This is a genomic window from Candidatus Schekmanbacteria bacterium (assembly GCA_016219965.1).
GTDB lineage: Bacteria > Schekmanbacteria > GWA2-38-11 > GWA2-38-11 > J061 > JACRJM01.
In genome coordinates this window covers 595,617-610,778 of record JACRJM010000003.1, presented here as the reverse complement: position 1 = coordinate 610,778, position 15,162 = coordinate 595,617, and the positions used below count along the sequence as shown (strand labels likewise).

Here is a 15,162-nt window from a genome sequence, read left to right as displayed (position 1 = left end):
TTTCACCCGCCGGACACATTCAACTTAATGTCTTCTTAATTTAAAAATCGTAACCTGTGGATATCCAATCGGAGTTTTAAATTTATGGTACCTGATATCTTCTCTGTTGCTCCATGGAAGATCGGGGTAGTCAAGTTTATAAACCTTTTCTATTAGACCATCCTTCTCAAGCCTCTCCTTTAATGCGTTGAAATCAAAAAGACGTATCGGATAATTTGATCTTTCAACTATCCAGTCAATGTTTTCAATTGAAAATATATAATCAGGTAGTTTATTTTTAAGCGACGGATCATAAGGTGCTGCCGGAATGGAATTGCAGAAGATCTCATCATCTGAAAGTATATACGCCATTCTCCTTCCGGTATAAAAAATTAACGGGTCTCTTTCATAATTGGTAAGAACTACATCCCCGGGCTCGCTCTTTGATTTTAAAAAATCTGAGATACCTTCTATAGGGCTTTTAAAGTGATACATGATTTCATGGAAAAAATCGGAATACACAGATTTTCCGGTGAGTGCCGTTTTTATTTCCTCTGTAATAGGGAAAATCTTATATTTCCCGCTTTCACCTGCTGCTAATCTGAAACCATAGGCAGGAACCCACACCAAGAGGTCGGTAAGAATAAAAATAAGAAACACTGAAACTCCAAGCCATTTGCGTACACCGTAAAGGTTAGCAACAGACAATGCACCAATCACGCATAGCAGAGGAATAATTCCAGTGGCATATCTCATCCCTACTATGTATTGTGTATAGCTTACGAATGGGAGAAGAAAAATCACAGGAAGCACTACAGCCAGCGAAACCATCACAGCATTTTTGTAATCTGCTTTTCTTTTAAAAAGAAAATAAATTGCAGGTAACATCAGAAGAAGAGGTAGTGCAACCTGATTCACCAGATAAAGAAGATCAGTAAGTTGAACAATATACTCATGTAGCTTTCCTGATGATGGTGATTGAGGTTTTCTGAGATATGCTTTTGCATATATAAACCAGGGTACAGTAAGAAGCACTATGGGGATCAGGGAATAAAAAAAATTCTTGAGTTTCCTATTATCCCTGTACATCACCAGATAACAAAAAAGCCCTAACATAATAAATGGGAATGAGGCATAATTTGAATGGAAAAGAAGAACAGCAGAGCAGGCAAAGATACAAAACCCCTTTCTTGTTTCGAGAAAAGTTACGGCATAAACCATGAGAAGAGTGAATAATGGAAGAAGTGCATAATACCGGCATTGTCTGCAAAACAGAATGAACTGAAGATTCGTGGCGAGAAAAAAGGTTGCAAGAAGGCCTATTTTTTTATTATCCGTCAGTTTAACTGTAACAAAATAAAGAAGCCAAACTGTAAGAAAACCGCATAATGCAAAAGGGATCCTTCCTGCAAAGGTTGACTTCCCAAAAACCAAAAATGATGCAGCAGTAACATAGAACTGAACCCATGGATGCCAGGTCCAGACAAAGTCAGAATTAAAATCTGCACCATTCAAAGATGAAACAAGGTTTTTCCCATCCCAGGCAACAGGAATTTTATTTTCTAACAGATTTGATGAAACTACCGCTGTTTCTCCTTCATCCTGCCAGAAAGGGATATCCCCAAGGTTAAGAAAAAATGATGCACCTGCTAAAGTGAGTATGATTATTAAAACAACAAAGTCAGAGGTAGAGTCCTTTTTTGTCATTAGCTCTAATTGTAAAAAGGTCAGAAAACATTCTGAGGGAATCGTTTATGAGGCGCACCCTTGATTCAATAGTATTCCTGCATGTTATGGGCATCTTCTTTATTTTGTAACCAAGCTTCTTTGCGATATAGAGGACTTCAACGTCGAACCCGAATCTGAATATGGTAACTCTCTTAAATATGTTGACCGCACATTCATGCCTGAATGCCTTAAATCCGCATTGCGAATCAGTTATTCCGGGAAGTACAAGAGACTGCACAAGAAGGGAATATATTTTTCCGGAAATAGTCCGCAGTAATGGAGGGGGATTTATTATCCGGGAGTTCTTTAGATTTCTGTCTCCTATTAGCATTGAAATAGCAGGATCTTCAAACTCCTTTACCGCGTATGCTATATTCTCAGGTCCATATGACTGGTCTGCATCAACAAAAAAGACAATATCATTTTCTGCCTTCTCAACCCCTCTTTTCACAGCCATCCCCTTGCCGCAATTTAAATCAAGACGCTCAACAGAGATATTCGCTGAAACCCCTGATGCAAATTTCTTCACCAGCTCAGAGGTCCCGTCTGTGCTGCCATCATCAACTACTATTATTTCATACTTCGACATGAAGCCGGAAAAAAAATCCACAAGACCTTCAATCGTGGGAAGAATCCGTTTACTTTCATTATAGGCCGGTATAATAATAGAAATAGAGTTCATGTATATACTTTTATAAGAGATAGCGGGGCATGTCGTCAATGAAAAGTCAAAACTTGATTCCTAGAATAATTGGATATCTCTCACAGATTAGAATCTGTATAAGATATTGACTGAACAATGAATTCATATCAGTTAATAGCGGGAAGTCTCATAGTTTTCATTTCATTCGGTTTAAAAGCGGTTACAGGTCTTGGTGCAGCTCTTGTCTGTGTTCCATTACTTTCATTACTTATCGACATCAAAACAGTAGTCCCTCTGGAACTTATATTCGAGGTTTTTTTTGGTGCAGTAATAATAATCAAAATATGGGGCCAGGTAAAAAAAGACATATTAGTCATAATGATATCAAGCTCCTTTGCCGGAGTAATGGTAGGTTCCAGGATACTTGCATATGCAAGTCAGAATAGCCTGAGGATAATTCTTTCAGCGCTGATATTCATATTTGCCATAAAAATATTGTTCCCTGCATCAACAAGATTTTCAATAAAAAAAACGCCAAATATACCTTTTGGATTACTTTGTGGTTTTGCAGGAGGAAGTATTGGAGGAGTGACAGGACAGCAGGGTCCTCCAATTGCCATATATACTGAAAGCCAGATAGAAGACAGGGGAAAATTAAGGTCAACGCTTATTGCAATATTTTTTATAAACGACATCTTAAGGTGCGGCGTGTATACAGCACAGGGGCTTTTTACACAGGAACTTTTAACATCTGCTTTATATTTCTTACCATCCTTGATTGCTGCGGTTATATGCGGTTCGATATTTCATCTCAAAATAAATGAGGTTTACTTCAACAGGATTGTTGCCGGGATTTTGATCTGTTCAGCAGTATTTCTTGTTATACCCGCATTAAAAGGGAATTAAAAAAAACTGCTGCAAGAATCTTAAAAGTAATGTTTAAAAAATTCAATTTAAGATCTTTGCAGCAGATTCTATTTTATGGCAATTTCTAATCAGTCAAAAGAATCCATCGGTAGCGGATTAATTACCTTACCGATGTTCGTGCATTTCGGGCAACCGCTTATGTTCTTCTTTAATGCTACGAAGGCATACCCCTTTGCTTTTTCCACATTATTATACGGACCTGACCAGTAATCTGTAGGTGTTCCGTTATGAGGTTTGCAATCTGGGCACGTCGCCAGATGAATTACAGCCCTGCTATCCGGATAGCTGAGATATACAAAATATTCTGCCATGCCATTCCCCTCCGAAGATAAAGTTTCACATTATTCTATTAATGAGAGCTTTCAAAGTTGTCAAGCGAATAAATGAACGAAAAATTTCCATCTATTTCCTTCTTTACTTACTTATAGTCCGTTCCGCAGATAAGCATCTTTTCACCATGTTTGTAGAAAAGGACAATTATCTTATTGTCGCCTTTCTGCTCTACCACCTTTCCGAGACCAAAGGTGTCATGGGAAATGATATCATCAAGAATATAGCTCTCCCTGAAGATATAGGGCTTAGGATTGCTGCTAAGAAGCTTGTTGTAATATGATTCCTCTCTGTAAATGCCGGAAAGTCTGTCACTGCTTGTTCTTTTCTTAGATTTCCTTATGCCAGGTTCTTTCTCATTCAATAAGCGGCGGACAAGCCTGGTTGAGTTTTTCCCGCATCCGTTACAATGAATTTTAACTTTATCTTCACTAACTGAACGGATATTATGTGGAGACTTACCATTACACTTTCCACAAAAGATGTTGATAGTATTATTCTCTACCAAATCCTCCCTTTTTATAGTCATCTACGCCTCCTTAAAAAAAATTCGAAAATCTTTTGAGCAGGACCCCCAAATGGATTGCAACTAATTAGGAACCTGATAACATAAAATGTAAAATTAGTCAAATAGTTAGGAATAGCTAAGGAACTTTTTTTGCTCCCGACCGTCTATTAATAACAAAGGGAAGAAATGGCTGAACAGGATGGGAATGTTGAAGTTGACCTTATCAGGAAGGCAAGTTCCGGAGATATAGGAGCTTTTGAGCAAATCTTCCTGAAACACAAGAAAAGGATATATAACTACTGCCTGAGAATGGTTGGAAACCATGAAATAGCCAAAGAAGCAACTCAAGATATTTTTATAAGAGTATTCAAAGGGTTAAAGTCATTAAGGGATGAGAAACTCTTCGGTATATGGATTATGAGAATAGCATCTAACCTTATAAAAGATGTAATTAGCAAAAAAAAACATGAGTTAAAACTATTTATTGATAAAGGGGAATATACAAATAAGAGGATGGAGGGCTACAATTCGAGCCCGGATGATCATATGTCACCAGATGATAACCCGGAAGAAAAATTAATTGTCAATGAAAACAAAAGAATACTTCTTACCTGTCTCTCAGAAATAAACCAAACTTACAGGGAAATTCTGATACTTCATTACATAGAAGAAATAAAAATAGAGGATATCTCTGAAATCACAGGGCTTCCTGAAGGGACAATCAAGTCACGCCTTTCACGGGGGAGAGTGCAAATAGCTGAAAAATTTAAGTATTATCAGAATAAAGAGGGAAATCAATGAACTGCAGGAGAACACTAAAAAAAATAAACCCTTATCTTTCAGATGCCCTGAATGCTGAGGAGATCAGAAAACTTCAATCACATCTTTCCTCCTGCAGAAGGTGCAATGGAGAATTTGAATATCTTAAAAGCATAAACAATATGATCGGCAACATAGATTTCGAGGAAGAACCTGAAGGAATGTGGAATGCCATCAGAAATGAGATAATGATCGAACAAAAACATTCAAAGCGTTTATCCCTGTCTGATGCCTTAAGTAATCTCGACATTTACTTCGCCTCATTTTCATTTAGAAAACGCGTAGCCGCTGCTTTCGGAGTTTTGGCATTTATCCTGCTGCTCGCAGGAGGATTTCTTTACTGGAACCAAACCAGGTCACTAAGCACTTCAGGCGGGGGGGAGTATATGGAAGAATACATGGAAGCATCAATGAATGACCCGCTTTCTGACAGGATTGCTTTAAATTTCATAATAGCAAAAGCAGAGGAACAAAAATAGTGAAACCTCCAATATATTGTAACAACGATATTATATTCAGAAAGTTGTCTTTTCTTATTCCCGTCATCATTATCCAGATATTTGTCTGGACCGGCTGTTTTTTTGAAATATATGCAGAGACTGGCGAAGAAATCCTCAAAAAAGCCCTCAGCACTGAGGGGATGCTTGATTTCACCGGGACATCAAAAACCATATCCTACATGAAGCCCTATGACTTTTCTAACGAGGCTAATGTAAGTTACAGGCAGCATGGTATGTGCAGGATGGAATATAAAGGAGCCGGGGCTTCAAACATTGTTGTAATAAATAAAGACAACAGTCTGTTACGTTATGACAGGGTAAAAAAGATAGTGTTTCGAACTCTAGCGGAAGCTTCTCCTCAAAATACGGAAGACAAGAAGAAACTGTTATTTGAAAATTATAAGGTCATTCAGGAGGGAGAAGAAAAAGTTGCCGGGCGGGACACCTATCTTATTGAAGTCAGTTCAAAATATTCCGGCCGGCCATATAAGAAGCTCTGGATCGATAAATCCAACTACGCAATATTGAGTTCCAAACTTTATAATCCTGATAATTCTTTGCAGCTTGTGACATATTTTACCAGCGTGGATTTTAATTCTTCTGTCCCTGAAAATGCATTCAATGTCCCACGCGAAGTTAGAATAATAGATATTAGCGAAGGCCCTAAAAAAATAACATCAATTGATGATTTCTCAAAGCATGCCGGCTTTAAAGTTTTACAACCCGGCTGGCTTCCACCCGGTTTTGTTCTCGATGGCATCTACACTTATCAATGCCAGTGCGGGGTTGAAATGGCACACATCCGTTATTTTGACGGGCTGACAAGTATATCAATCTTTGAGGGGCCAAAAAAATGCCCGAGATGTGACGAAGGTTTTTCACCGAGGACAATGATGAGGGGACGGATGCGCATGGGCAGAGGATGTTCGCCTGCAAACTGTGAGCTTTTGGAACAGAGCGGAGAAAATCTGAGGGCATTCTTCAACAGCGGCACAAGGTTTATAATAATCGGGACAATAGCTGAATCAGACCTCGATACACTGAGAAAAAACCTGGAGAAAAATGAAGGTAATTAAAATTCATTGGAACCTTATAAGCATATGGGTTGTCTTAAAAAGTATAAGCCGAAATAAACTTCTTATTCCGGAACAGCAAATCAAAAATAACCGGAGGAGGTGAACAAGATGAAAAGGACAACATTAATTATTATGGTTCTCTTTTGCGTAGCAGCACTTGGGACATTCATGCTGGCCTTTGCTGCTGATGAGTCAGCATCAAAGAATGCTCCTGACACTTCTGCACAGCAGGCTCCGGCAGAAGGGCAGTATTATTATGGATGCTGCGGAGGTGGCGGCTATGGACCGCGCGGGCAAGGCTATGGCCCCAGAGGAGGAATGAGATACTTCCAGGGACAGCCAAATGCACAGAGTAGTCCGCAAAGCGGAGGCGGATGGTTCTGTCCCGGACCGGGATCATGGTACGGACCAAACACTCAGGGAAAATAAAATAATAGGGAAAATTTTTTCTGACAAACAGATAGTAATAAAAAATGGGAAACCTTTTTAGGCTTCCCATTTTTTTCTGTAGCATTAAATGAAACCTTCATGCAGCATTTGATACAAATTTTTTTATAGAAATGTTGGATTTCAATCCCAAACATCAACTAATAAGTTTACATTTTCAACATATTAACTCCAACTATTATTAGTAAACAGATTTGGCATTCATCTTGCATTTATTATTAAAGATAAGATAATTGAAAGTAGTTAACTAAATATCTAAGGGAGGAGCAAAATGAAGAAAGGGTTGCTTGGTGTAATAGCTATTACGTTTCTCTGTACAGTTTTATTTCTTCCGGCAAATGCCAAAGCTGAAACTCAGCATGACATGATGAATATGGGACCTATGAGCACTCTTACAGTTGACGGTTACATATTAAACTACAGTGTTCAGACTGCTGACGAGCATAAAAAAATGATGACAGACATGAAGATTGATCCAGCCAAAATGAAGATGACCCCACAGGCAACACACTTTTTTTCGCTTGAAATGAAAGGAACTGACGGAAAAGTTGTTGATAATGCAGTTGTACGAGTAAAAATAATAGATCCTGATCAGAAAGACCAGATACAATGGGCAGAGTTTTTAAAAGAAATGAATCACTACAGCTGTGACTTTAATATGCAGAAAAAAGGGAAATACGGGGTCATAGTTTTATTTAAAACTGCTGATGAAAAGAAACACATTGCAAAATTCTGGCATGAACTTAAATAATTTTTCTAAAATAAAAGGGAGAAAAATAGCCATGAAATCTAAGCATTTAATGGTTTCATCAATAATACTGTTAACAATTACAACCCTCGCATATTCCCATAATATGGGGTGGATAGCTCCGGACAATGTAAAGGCGATTAAAAATCCCATACAGGCGGATACAACTTCAATTGAAAGAGGGGCAAAAACTTATAAGGAAAAGTGCGTTATATGTCATGGCGAGAAGGGCGATGGCAAAGGTGTGGTAGGAGCAAACCTTACGGTTAAACCGTCAAACTTCACTGACAAAGAAATGATGGACGAAATGACAGATGGAGAAATTTTCTGGAAGATCTCAACAGGCAAAGGACCCATGCCTTCATGGAAGGATAAACTGAAGGAAAGCGAGATATGGGATCTGGTAAATCACATAAGAAAGTTTTCTGTTCCGGAGAAAAAGTAAATGAACAAAAAAAATATCGTTATAATAGCAATACTGTTTATTACTGCGCTCTTGGTTCTTAGGCAGGCAATAACGTTAAAGGGCTTTCCTGAGTCTGAAGCTTCAGCACAGGAGGAACTAATCGGGAAGAATGAAGCCTTATTAAAAATAGAAGGAATGACGTGCGGAAGTTGTGTTGAAAAAATAAAAACTGCCCTTTCTATCCCAGGAAAAACTGAGAAGGTTTATGTCAGCCTTGCAAGAGAGAATGCTTCCATCATATTCAATCCCTCTAAGATATCAACAAAAGAGCTTATTGATAGAGTTGCCAAAGCAGGCAATTACAAGGCAACTCTAGTAAAACTTAAAGATGAAAAAACCCTTGCCGGAGAAGCTGCAAAGAGAAAAGAGTTTTCAGCGAATTATACAATGGCAGTAAACGGAAAGAGGGTAACTAACGAGGAATTCAACAAAAAACTTTTTAACACAATAAACATTATAAAAAAACAGAATAAGCTTCCAATGCTCACCGAGGAGCAAAAACTCAGCTTAACAGGAGATCTCGCTGATGAAATGATAACTGAGATGCTGATAAATGATGTACTTGAAAAGGAAAAAATACAGGTTTCTGATGCAGAAATCAATCAGCAGATAGACAGTATTCTCAAGCAATATAACATGAATATGGAAAGCCTCAATGCAAGTCTAAAAGAAGATGGAAGGAGCTTTGACGATTTTCGCAATGATGTCGGAAAGAACATTATGCTGGAAAAGTTTCTAACCTCCAAAGTGTTTCCAAAGGATACGCCGGACAGCAAAAAAGGAGATCTTTTTCAGGCATGGCTTACAGAGATAGAGGATGCTGCAGACATTCAGATATACAACCCGGAAATTCTTCAGGCAAAAGATAGTGGAGGATCAACAAAAGGATGTGGCGGCTCATGCTGCTCAAAAAGCTAAGGAGATACAATATGGGAAAAAATAAGTTATTTGCTATTTTATTTGTTGCGGGAGTTCTGATGTTTCTTTCCCCATGGAAGGCAACAACAGCAGGACCAAATGTCCCGCCCCTCGACATAACGCAATTTGAAAAGGTTGAACTTGCAGATGGGGCGGATTTCACATACCCAGTTGACAAAGTTTCAGACGGGAAAGTCCATTATTTTATTTATAATAAAGGAACCTCTCCTGTACGCTTCTTCATAGTTAAAAGCTCAGACGGGGCGATAAGGGCCGCCTTTGACACCTGCGATGTATGTTTCAGGTGGAAACTTGGATATTATCAGAATGGCGATTTAATGGTTTGCAGGCGCTGTGGACAGACATTCCCATCTTCCAAAATCAATGAAGTTAAGGGTGGATGTAATCCTGCTCCTCTTGACAGAAAGATTAATGGAAAAAATCTGGTAATCCTGAGGAAGAACATTGAGGAAGGAGCTTTTTACTTTCAGTAAGTTAAATTCTTGAAATGATACATTACCCTGAAAAGCGAGCAAAGGTTTTAAACACCGGCAAAGGCAAAAAAAACACTACTGCAAGAGTTATATCCCTTGCAGTGGCTTTAATCCTTTTTGCATCAGCAGGATTTTACCTTTATAAAGTAAATGAATTAAAGTCATACAGTCTTGCGACCCTTAAGATAGACGGACTCTACTGTCCGTCGTGCCCTCCAAGAGTTAAGGCAGCCATAGAAAGCGTACCCGGTGTCATAAAAGCTGACGTTGATTTGTCAACCAACAGCGCACTTGTATATTTTGACAGCAAGAGGACTGATCCTCAGCAATTCGTAGCTGCAATAGCAAAGGCAGGTACAGGCGGTTATAAAGGAGAAGTGTTGATTGTTAAGGAGCGTGCAGAAGGATGAGACTTAGAGACATAGCATTTGAAAATCTGAAAAGAAGAAAAGGAAAAACTTTCTTCATAATACTTGGACTTCTTGTTGCTGTATCTACCGTAGTAACACTTGTAACTGTAACCGAGAAAATGGGAGAAAGCCTGGGACGGAAACTTGATGAATACGGAGCAAACATCATTGTAATCCCAAAGTCTGACGGCCTTACCTTAAGCTACGGAGGTATTGCTTTAGGCGAGATGTCTCTCGAAAAAAAAGAAATGGATGAAGCCGTTCTTGACAAGATCCGTAATATTGAAAACAGCAGGAACATAAGTATTATAGCCCCCAAGATAATAGGAGTAGTAAATTTTGCCGGTATAAATGTACCGATAGCAGGGATTGACTTTGAAGAGGAACTGAGACTTAAGAGATGGTGGAGAAAAGCCTCTCCAAATTATAAAGCACCTATGCCTGAACACGATATGGATATGGAGGGCACCAGCGCCGACATTCCGCAAAATAACGGAGAACCTGTCATACTATCTGACATGCGCGTTGAAAATGCTGCTATTATAGGATACGAAGCTGCCCGCAAACTTGGAATATCTCCCGGAGAGGATATACCGGGAAAAGACTTTCGTCTCTATTCATCTGTAGTTCTTGAGGAGACCGGTTCACAGGATGACATGATGATATTCACAAGCCTCCCCTTTGCGCAGAAAATCCTCGGGAAAGACGGAAAAATCTCTTTAATTGAAATAAGTGCTTACTGTTACAACTGCCCTATAGAGGATATCGTTTCACAGATATCAGGGATCCTCCCGCAGGCAAGGGTAACAGCTTTAAAAGAGGTTGTGCGGGGGAGAATAGAAACGCTCGATCACTTCAGAAATTTTGCTGCCGGTATTTCCGGTGTAGTTATACTTGTGGGAACGCTCCTTGTTTTTGTTACAATGATGGGCTCTGTAAATGAAAGAAAACGAGAGATAGGAATATTCAGAGCCATAGGGTTCCAGCAGAAAAGTATAATGCATATATTCCTTATTGAAGCAGTTACTGTGGGAGCCATTGCGGGCATAATTGGTTATGCTGCCGGCATAGGAGCAGCCTACATTGTTATGACTGCGTTGAAGGATTTTTCAGGAGGAGGTATTTCCTTTAACCCATATCTCGCCCTAAGCTCAGTAGGACTTTCTATTGTCGCAGGAATCCTTGCAAGCTATTATCCGGCGAGAAAGGCTTCAAGGCTTGACCCATCAGCCGCACTTAGGTCATTATGATATGAATTTTATTGAAATTAAAAACATTAAGAAAAAATACACAGGCAGTCACGAGGAGGTGTTTGCTCTTAACGGAGTAAACGTAACAATCGATGACGGAGAGTTTGTATCCATAATGGGACAGTCAGGCTCCGGCAAAAGCACGCTCCTTTCTGTTTTGGGAGGCTTGAATCACCCTTCCGGGGGAAATGTTCTCATTGATGAGATGGACATATATTCTCTTTCCAATGAGCAGATAGCAGCCTACAGAAGCGAGTATCTTGGTTTTGTATTTCAGGATTTTAATCTTATCCCCTATCTTAATGTCATAGAGAACGTAATGCTCCCCCTTGCCATACAGAAAGGGAGCAAAGCTGAAAAATCTGATAAAGCCCTCCGGGTGCTGGCAAAGGTCGGGCTGGAAAAAAAGATTGAAAGACTCCCGAACCAGCTTTCAGGGGGCGAACAGGAGCGGGTGGCAATCGCAAGAGCTATTGTTAACGATCCGCCAATAATCCTTGCAGATGAACCCACTGGAAACCTCGATACAGGCACAAGCAATGAGATTATGGCTGTATTTGATACGTTGAATAAACATGGGCATACAATTATAATGGTGACGCACAACCCTGAAAATGCAACGCACGCAAGCCGGAAAATAGTCATCCTCGATGGAAAGATAAAAGAAAATTGATGGATACCCATATTGACCCTGTAACCCCGATATTGTTATGGCTTGTTATAATCCTGGTGGCAGCCAAAATTGGCGGTGAATTATTTGAAAAAATCAAGCAGCCGGCTGTTCTGGGCGAACTTTTAGCCGGCATTCTAATAGGAAATCTCCCTTACTTTACAGGTATAGATTTTTTCAAACCAATTGCTCATGACCCCTATATTGACATTCTTTCAAGGATAGGAGTTGTAATTCTGCTTTTTGAAGTGGGACTTGAGTCCAACCTCGGCGAAATGATGAAGGTGGGCTGGACATCGCTCTGGGTTGCTACCGTAGGTGTTATTGCCCCATTTATACTTGGTTACTTTGTCAGCCTCTATTTTTATCCTTCAGGCAGCACCAATCTGCATATTTTCATTGGCGCAATTTTATGCGCCACAAGTGTAGGAATTACTGCAAGGGTATTTAAAGACCTCCGGAAGATTTCATCAAAAGAGGCAAAGATCGTGCTTGGCGCCGCAGTAATAGATGATGTAATGGGGCTCGTCATCTTAAGTGTAGTCACTGGAATTGTAATATCCGGAACCATAAGTGTTTCATCCGTTCTCCTAATAACTGCTAAGTCAGTAATCTTCATTTGTCTCGGAATATTGATAGGGATTAAAGCCGCCCCAATACTTACAAAATATGTTGCAAAGATGAAGGTTGACGGGACAAAGCTTGTCTTTGCTTTGAGCACAGCTTTTATCTTTTCTTATATTGCGAGCATGATAGGGCTTGCACCTATTGTTGGCGCTTTTGCCGCAGGTCTTATCCTCGATGAAGTGCATTTTTCTCGTTTCAGAACAGACGAACCATTAACAGACATCATTAAACCTATCTCAGGATTCCTTGTCCCAATATTTTTTGTCCTTATGGGGGTACAGGTTAATCTTCAAACATTCACTGATATGAAAGTCCTTGGTGTTGCGGCTGGAATAACTCTCGCAGCCTTTGCAGGAAAACAGGTCTGCGGATTTGCTGTCGGCAAGGGGATAAACCGATTATGCGTAGGATTCGCAATGGTTCCAAGAGGAGAAGTTGGACTGATTTTTGCCTCAATCGGAAAACAGATTGGAGTCTTAGACGATTCCATCTTCAGTGCTGTCGTAATAATGGTGATGGTTACAACGCTAGTAACCCCGCCGCTGATAAAGATAAGCTTCAGGGAAAATCAATAAAGATATTTCATCCGTCTCTTTCGAGCGAGCTCACTAAGTTAGGATAGATGATTATCTTCTGGCTTGGCTGGATGCTTGTTGCAGATTTAATCTTATTCCACTGCATAATCTTAGGAATTGTAACACCATATTTCTTTGCTATGACGGAAAGTGTTTCTCCTTTTTTGACACTGTGAAGGATATAATTATCCTGCTTTGTCTTTGCTGCCTGTTTGCTGCTTGCAACTTTAGTTGCAGTTTTTTGCGACTCTCCCGCTTTTGTTCCAGAATAAATCTTGAGTTTCTGATTTAATGAAAGGGCTGATGACTTAAGATTATTCCATTTCATTATACTTTCCGTTGATGTTCCGTAGGCGCGGGCAAGATCAAATAAAGTGTCGCCATTTCTTACAGTGTGGACTGAAAGCTCACCTTTCTTTCCTTTAACCGGAGAAGAAGAAGCATAGGCTGTAGTCTTTTTCCCCTGACCTGCCCATTTGTTTGGAACTAATATTTGTGTACCCGCAAGTATCGTTGAAGGCTTCTTTATATGGTTTGCCGCAATTATTGCTTCAGAAGGAACGCCAAATTTGCGGGAGATAGATTTCAGGGTTTCATTCTTCTGAACTGTATATTTTACAAAGGCAAGACTGAAGGAGTCTTTTATTTCTTCAAAATTTTTAGCGAATACTTCAGATTTCCCACCCGGAATGCGGAGCTGATAGCTCGCAACAGGCGGTGTTGACCAGTAAGTTATTTCAGGGTTAAGGTGTTTGATCTCTTCCTTTTCTGTTTCTGCGCATTTTGCGGCAGAATCAAGATCTATAGGACGGTCAAGCGTTATAGTATCATACTCAAGGGGCTTTTCATATTCCACCTCCAGTCCGTAACGCTGTGGGTTTTTTGCCACAATTACAGAGGCTATAAAAGCTGGTACATAGTTCATGGTCTCCCGGGGAAGACGCAGCGACCAGAAATCTGCTGTATCCTGACTCTGGATGGATTTTGCAACCCTCCCCTCTCCTGCATTATAGCTTGCAAGGGCCAGATACCATGAGCCGAATGACTCGTAAAGAAATTTTAAATATGCCGCAGCGCTGTGTGTTGATTTTTCAAAGTCACGGCGTTCATCAACCCACCAATTAATATCAAGACCATATTTTTTCCCTGTACCGGGAATGAACTGCCACATTCCACCAGCCCTTGCCTTAGAATAAGCCCTTGTATTAAAACCACTTTCTATAAGGGGAAGATAGGCAAGGTCAAGGGGGAGGCCTTCTTCTTTAAGGATTTTTCTAAGTATGGGAAGATAGGCATTTGACCTTGAAAGCCATGTCTGAAACTTACTTTTTACGTCAGTTGAAAAAAATTCAATATACTTGATCACTTTATCATTTATCTCCAAAGGGAGATCATAGTCTATTTCCTTGAAGTCAAGCATTACCTTTTCCCTGATTGTCCTCTCTTCCTCGGGTTTTGCTCTTATCCTTGCAAGAAGAATCTCTTCACGTGTCTTAACATCTTCTGATTCTTTCTTTTCCAGTATATCAAGCACATTCCGGGATAGCTGGTTATAGAAGTTATTTACTTCATCAGGATAGTTGTCCTTAAGTTCAGAGTTTTGAAGCAATTCGAGTGCGTTCTCGAATTCATCCTCTGCAAGTTCCCACTTTCCCTCTTGTGTAAATTTGACACCTTTATTGTAGAACTCATCTGAAGAGACAAAGAGCTCTTCCAATTCCTTGTTGGGCGGATTTTCAGGGAGTGTAACTTCAGGAACAGGCTCTGTGTCAACCTGCAAATCATTGGAGTCAGCTTCAGCTATGTCAGATTCATAATCGGCAGGAGGCAAAGGCGGCCCTTCTAAAACATAGACCTTGTTATTATCCCAATAATCTGATGAAAGCTTTTCCCAGGCACAACCCCCTGTCAAGAGGATCAAAATTATCAATAGCAGTGAAAATTTGCGCATTCTCTCCCCTTAAATATAACTACCCCCCCTGCGTTACCTGATAAATATAACCTTCTATAGTCTATTGTGTCAAGACAAAGAGATGTAAAATGGTAT

At 39.8% G+C, this 15,162-nt stretch carries 18 protein-coding genes; 13 read left to right on the top strand and 5 right to left on the bottom strand.

All coding sequences use genetic code 11. The features are described 5' to 3' along the window. Nucleotides 1-24: 24 nt before the first annotated feature. Nucleotides 25-1,686, bottom strand: coding sequence for a glycosyltransferase family 39 protein (locus HZA77_04990; GenBank protein ID MBI5374766.1), 1,662 nt, complete (start codon nt 1,684-1,686; stop codon nt 25-27). Then, complete coding sequence (locus tag HZA77_04985; GenBank protein ID MBI5374765.1) at nt 1,661-2,389, bottom strand: glycosyltransferase; 729 nt, start codon at nt 2,387-2,389, stop codon at nt 1,661-1,663. The genes HZA77_04990 and HZA77_04985 overlap by 26 nt, the downstream gene beginning before the upstream one ends. Nucleotides 2,390-2,506: 117 nt before the next feature. Here HZA77_04985 and HZA77_04980 point away from each other — a divergent pair, with 117 nt between their 5' ends. Next, complete coding sequence (locus tag HZA77_04980) at nt 2,507-3,256, top strand: sulfite exporter TauE/SafE family protein (protein ID MBI5374764.1); 750 nt, start codon at nt 2,507-2,509, stop codon at nt 3,254-3,256. 89 nt (nt 3,257-3,345) lie between these two features. Here the strand turns inward: HZA77_04980 and HZA77_04975 are convergent, their stop codons facing one another. Together HZA77_04975 and HZA77_04970 are read right to left on the bottom strand one after the other, a co-directional pair. Further along, complete coding sequence (locus HZA77_04975) at nt 3,346-3,588, bottom strand: hypothetical protein (protein ID MBI5374763.1); 243 nt, start codon at nt 3,586-3,588, stop codon at nt 3,346-3,348. Nucleotides 3,589-3,695: 107 nt separating this feature from the next. After that, nucleotides 3,696-4,136 carry a hypothetical protein gene (locus HZA77_04970; protein ID MBI5374762.1) on the bottom strand — a complete coding sequence of 147 codons (441 nt, stop codon included), beginning with the start codon at nt 4,134-4,136 and terminating at the stop codon, nt 3,696-3,698. A gap of 165 nt (nt 4,137-4,301) precedes the next feature. Between HZA77_04970 and HZA77_04965 the strand changes: the two genes are divergently transcribed. The 12 genes from HZA77_04965 to HZA77_04910 all read left to right on the top strand — a co-directional run bounded on the left by HZA77_04965 (nt 4,302) and on the right by HZA77_04910 (nt 13,115). Beyond that, on the top strand, nt 4,302-4,916 hold the full coding sequence (locus tag HZA77_04965) for an RNA polymerase sigma factor (GenBank protein ID MBI5374761.1): 615 nt from the start codon (nt 4,302-4,304) through the stop codon (nt 4,914-4,916). Further along, nucleotides 4,913-5,413, top strand: coding sequence for a zf-HC2 domain-containing protein (locus HZA77_04960; protein ID MBI5374760.1), 501 nt, complete (start codon nt 4,913-4,915; stop codon nt 5,411-5,413). Before HZA77_04965 ends, HZA77_04960 begins: the two co-directional genes overlap by 4 nt. Next, entirely contained in the window at nt 5,413-6,510 is a 1,098-nt protein-coding gene (locus HZA77_04955) for a hypothetical protein (protein ID MBI5374759.1), read from the top strand. Before HZA77_04960 ends, HZA77_04955 begins: the two co-directional genes overlap by 1 nt. 108 nt (nt 6,511-6,618) lie before the next feature. Next, entirely contained in the window at nt 6,619-6,939 is a 321-nt protein-coding gene (locus HZA77_04950) for a hypothetical protein (protein ID MBI5374758.1), read from the top strand. A 289-nt stretch (nt 6,940-7,228) separates the two neighbouring features. After that, nucleotides 7,229-7,708, top strand: coding sequence for a hypothetical protein (locus tag HZA77_04945; GenBank protein ID MBI5374757.1), 480 nt, complete (start codon nt 7,229-7,231; stop codon nt 7,706-7,708). A 31-nt stretch (nt 7,709-7,739) separates the two neighbouring features. Beyond that, nucleotides 7,740-8,150 carry a cytochrome c gene (locus tag HZA77_04940; GenBank protein MBI5374756.1) on the top strand — a complete coding sequence of 137 codons (411 nt, stop codon included), beginning with the start codon at nt 7,740-7,742 and terminating at the stop codon, nt 8,148-8,150. Then, nucleotides 8,151-9,089 carry a SurA N-terminal domain-containing protein gene (locus HZA77_04935; protein ID MBI5374755.1) on the top strand — a complete coding sequence of 313 codons (939 nt, stop codon included), beginning with the start codon at nt 8,151-8,153 and terminating at the stop codon, nt 9,087-9,089. It begins immediately after the preceding gene. Between the two features lie 11 nt (nt 9,090-9,100). After that, nucleotides 9,101-9,583 carry a DUF2318 domain-containing protein gene (locus HZA77_04930; protein ID MBI5374754.1) on the top strand — a complete coding sequence of 161 codons (483 nt, stop codon included), beginning with the start codon at nt 9,101-9,103 and terminating at the stop codon, nt 9,581-9,583. 14 nt (nt 9,584-9,597) lie between these two features. Then, entirely contained in the window at nt 9,598-9,993 is a 396-nt protein-coding gene (locus HZA77_04925) for a heavy-metal-associated domain-containing protein (protein ID MBI5374753.1), read from the top strand. Further along, the gene (locus HZA77_04920; protein ID MBI5374752.1) at nt 9,990-11,243 is read left to right on the top strand and encodes an ABC transporter permease; all 1,254 of its coding nucleotides are present in this window, start codon (nt 9,990-9,992) and stop codon (nt 11,241-11,243) included. Before HZA77_04925 ends, HZA77_04920 begins: the two co-directional genes overlap by 4 nt. 1 nt (nt 11,244) lies before the next feature. Then, nucleotides 11,245-11,916 (top strand): ABC transporter ATP-binding protein, encoded by a 672-nt coding sequence (locus HZA77_04915; GenBank protein MBI5374751.1) that lies wholly within the window; start codon nt 11,245-11,247, stop codon nt 11,914-11,916. Next, nucleotides 11,916-13,115 (top strand): cation:proton antiporter, encoded by a 1,200-nt coding sequence (locus HZA77_04910; GenBank protein ID MBI5374750.1) that lies wholly within the window; start codon nt 11,916-11,918, stop codon nt 13,113-13,115. The genes HZA77_04915 and HZA77_04910 overlap by 1 nt, the downstream gene beginning before the upstream one ends. Before the next feature lie 7 nt (nt 13,116-13,122). On the opposite strand, the gene HZA77_04905 is transcribed toward HZA77_04910, so the two are convergent. Then, nucleotides 13,123-15,066, bottom strand: coding sequence for a LysM peptidoglycan-binding domain-containing protein (locus tag HZA77_04905; protein ID MBI5374749.1), 1,944 nt, complete (start codon nt 15,064-15,066; stop codon nt 13,123-13,125). Nucleotides 15,067-15,162: the final 96 nt, after the last annotated feature.

What these genes read in the sequence shown, in the direction of transcription:
- HZA77_04965 (MBI5374761.1), top strand. Translation starts at nt 4,302, where the DNA reads ATGGCTGAACAGGATGGGAATGTTGAAGTTGACCTTATCAGGAAGGCA.
- HZA77_04920 (MBI5374752.1), top strand. Translation starts at nt 9,990, where the DNA reads ATGAGACTTAGAGACATAGCATTTGAAAATCTGAAAAGAAGAAAAGGA.
- HZA77_04985 (MBI5374765.1), bottom strand. Translation starts at nt 2,389, where the DNA reads ATGAACTCTATTTCTATTATTATACCGGCCTATAATGAAAGTAAACGG.
- HZA77_04935 (MBI5374755.1), top strand. Translation starts at nt 8,151, where the DNA reads ATGAACAAAAAAAATATCGTTATAATAGCAATACTGTTTATTACTGCG.
- HZA77_04950 (MBI5374758.1), top strand. Translation starts at nt 6,619, where the DNA reads ATGAAAAGGACAACATTAATTATTATGGTTCTCTTTTGCGTAGCAGCA.
- HZA77_04990 (MBI5374766.1), bottom strand. Translation starts at nt 1,686, where the DNA reads ATGACAAAAAAGGACTCTACCTCTGACTTTGTTGTTTTAATAATCATA.
- HZA77_04905 (MBI5374749.1), bottom strand. Translation starts at nt 15,066, where the DNA reads ATGCGCAAATTTTCACTGCTATTGATAATTTTGATCCTCTTGACAGGG.
- HZA77_04930 (MBI5374754.1), top strand. Translation starts at nt 9,101, where the DNA reads ATGGGAAAAAATAAGTTATTTGCTATTTTATTTGTTGCGGGAGTTCTG.
- HZA77_04910 (MBI5374750.1), top strand. Translation starts at nt 11,916, where the DNA reads ATGGATACCCATATTGACCCTGTAACCCCGATATTGTTATGGCTTGTT.
- HZA77_04970 (MBI5374762.1), bottom strand. Translation starts at nt 4,136, where the DNA reads ATGACTATAAAAAGGGAGGATTTGGTAGAGAATAATACTATCAACATC.
- HZA77_04945 (MBI5374757.1), top strand. Translation starts at nt 7,229, where the DNA reads ATGAAGAAAGGGTTGCTTGGTGTAATAGCTATTACGTTTCTCTGTACA.
- HZA77_04940 (MBI5374756.1), top strand. Translation starts at nt 7,740, where the DNA reads ATGAAATCTAAGCATTTAATGGTTTCATCAATAATACTGTTAACAATT.
- HZA77_04980 (MBI5374764.1), top strand. Translation starts at nt 2,507, where the DNA reads ATGAATTCATATCAGTTAATAGCGGGAAGTCTCATAGTTTTCATTTCA.
- HZA77_04915 (MBI5374751.1), top strand. Translation starts at nt 11,245, where the DNA reads ATGAATTTTATTGAAATTAAAAACATTAAGAAAAAATACACAGGCAGT.
- HZA77_04925 (MBI5374753.1), top strand. Translation starts at nt 9,598, where the DNA reads ATGATACATTACCCTGAAAAGCGAGCAAAGGTTTTAAACACCGGCAAA.
- HZA77_04960 (MBI5374760.1), top strand. Translation starts at nt 4,913, where the DNA reads ATGAACTGCAGGAGAACACTAAAAAAAATAAACCCTTATCTTTCAGAT.
- HZA77_04975 (MBI5374763.1), bottom strand. Translation starts at nt 3,588, where the DNA reads ATGGCAGAATATTTTGTATATCTCAGCTATCCGGATAGCAGGGCTGTA.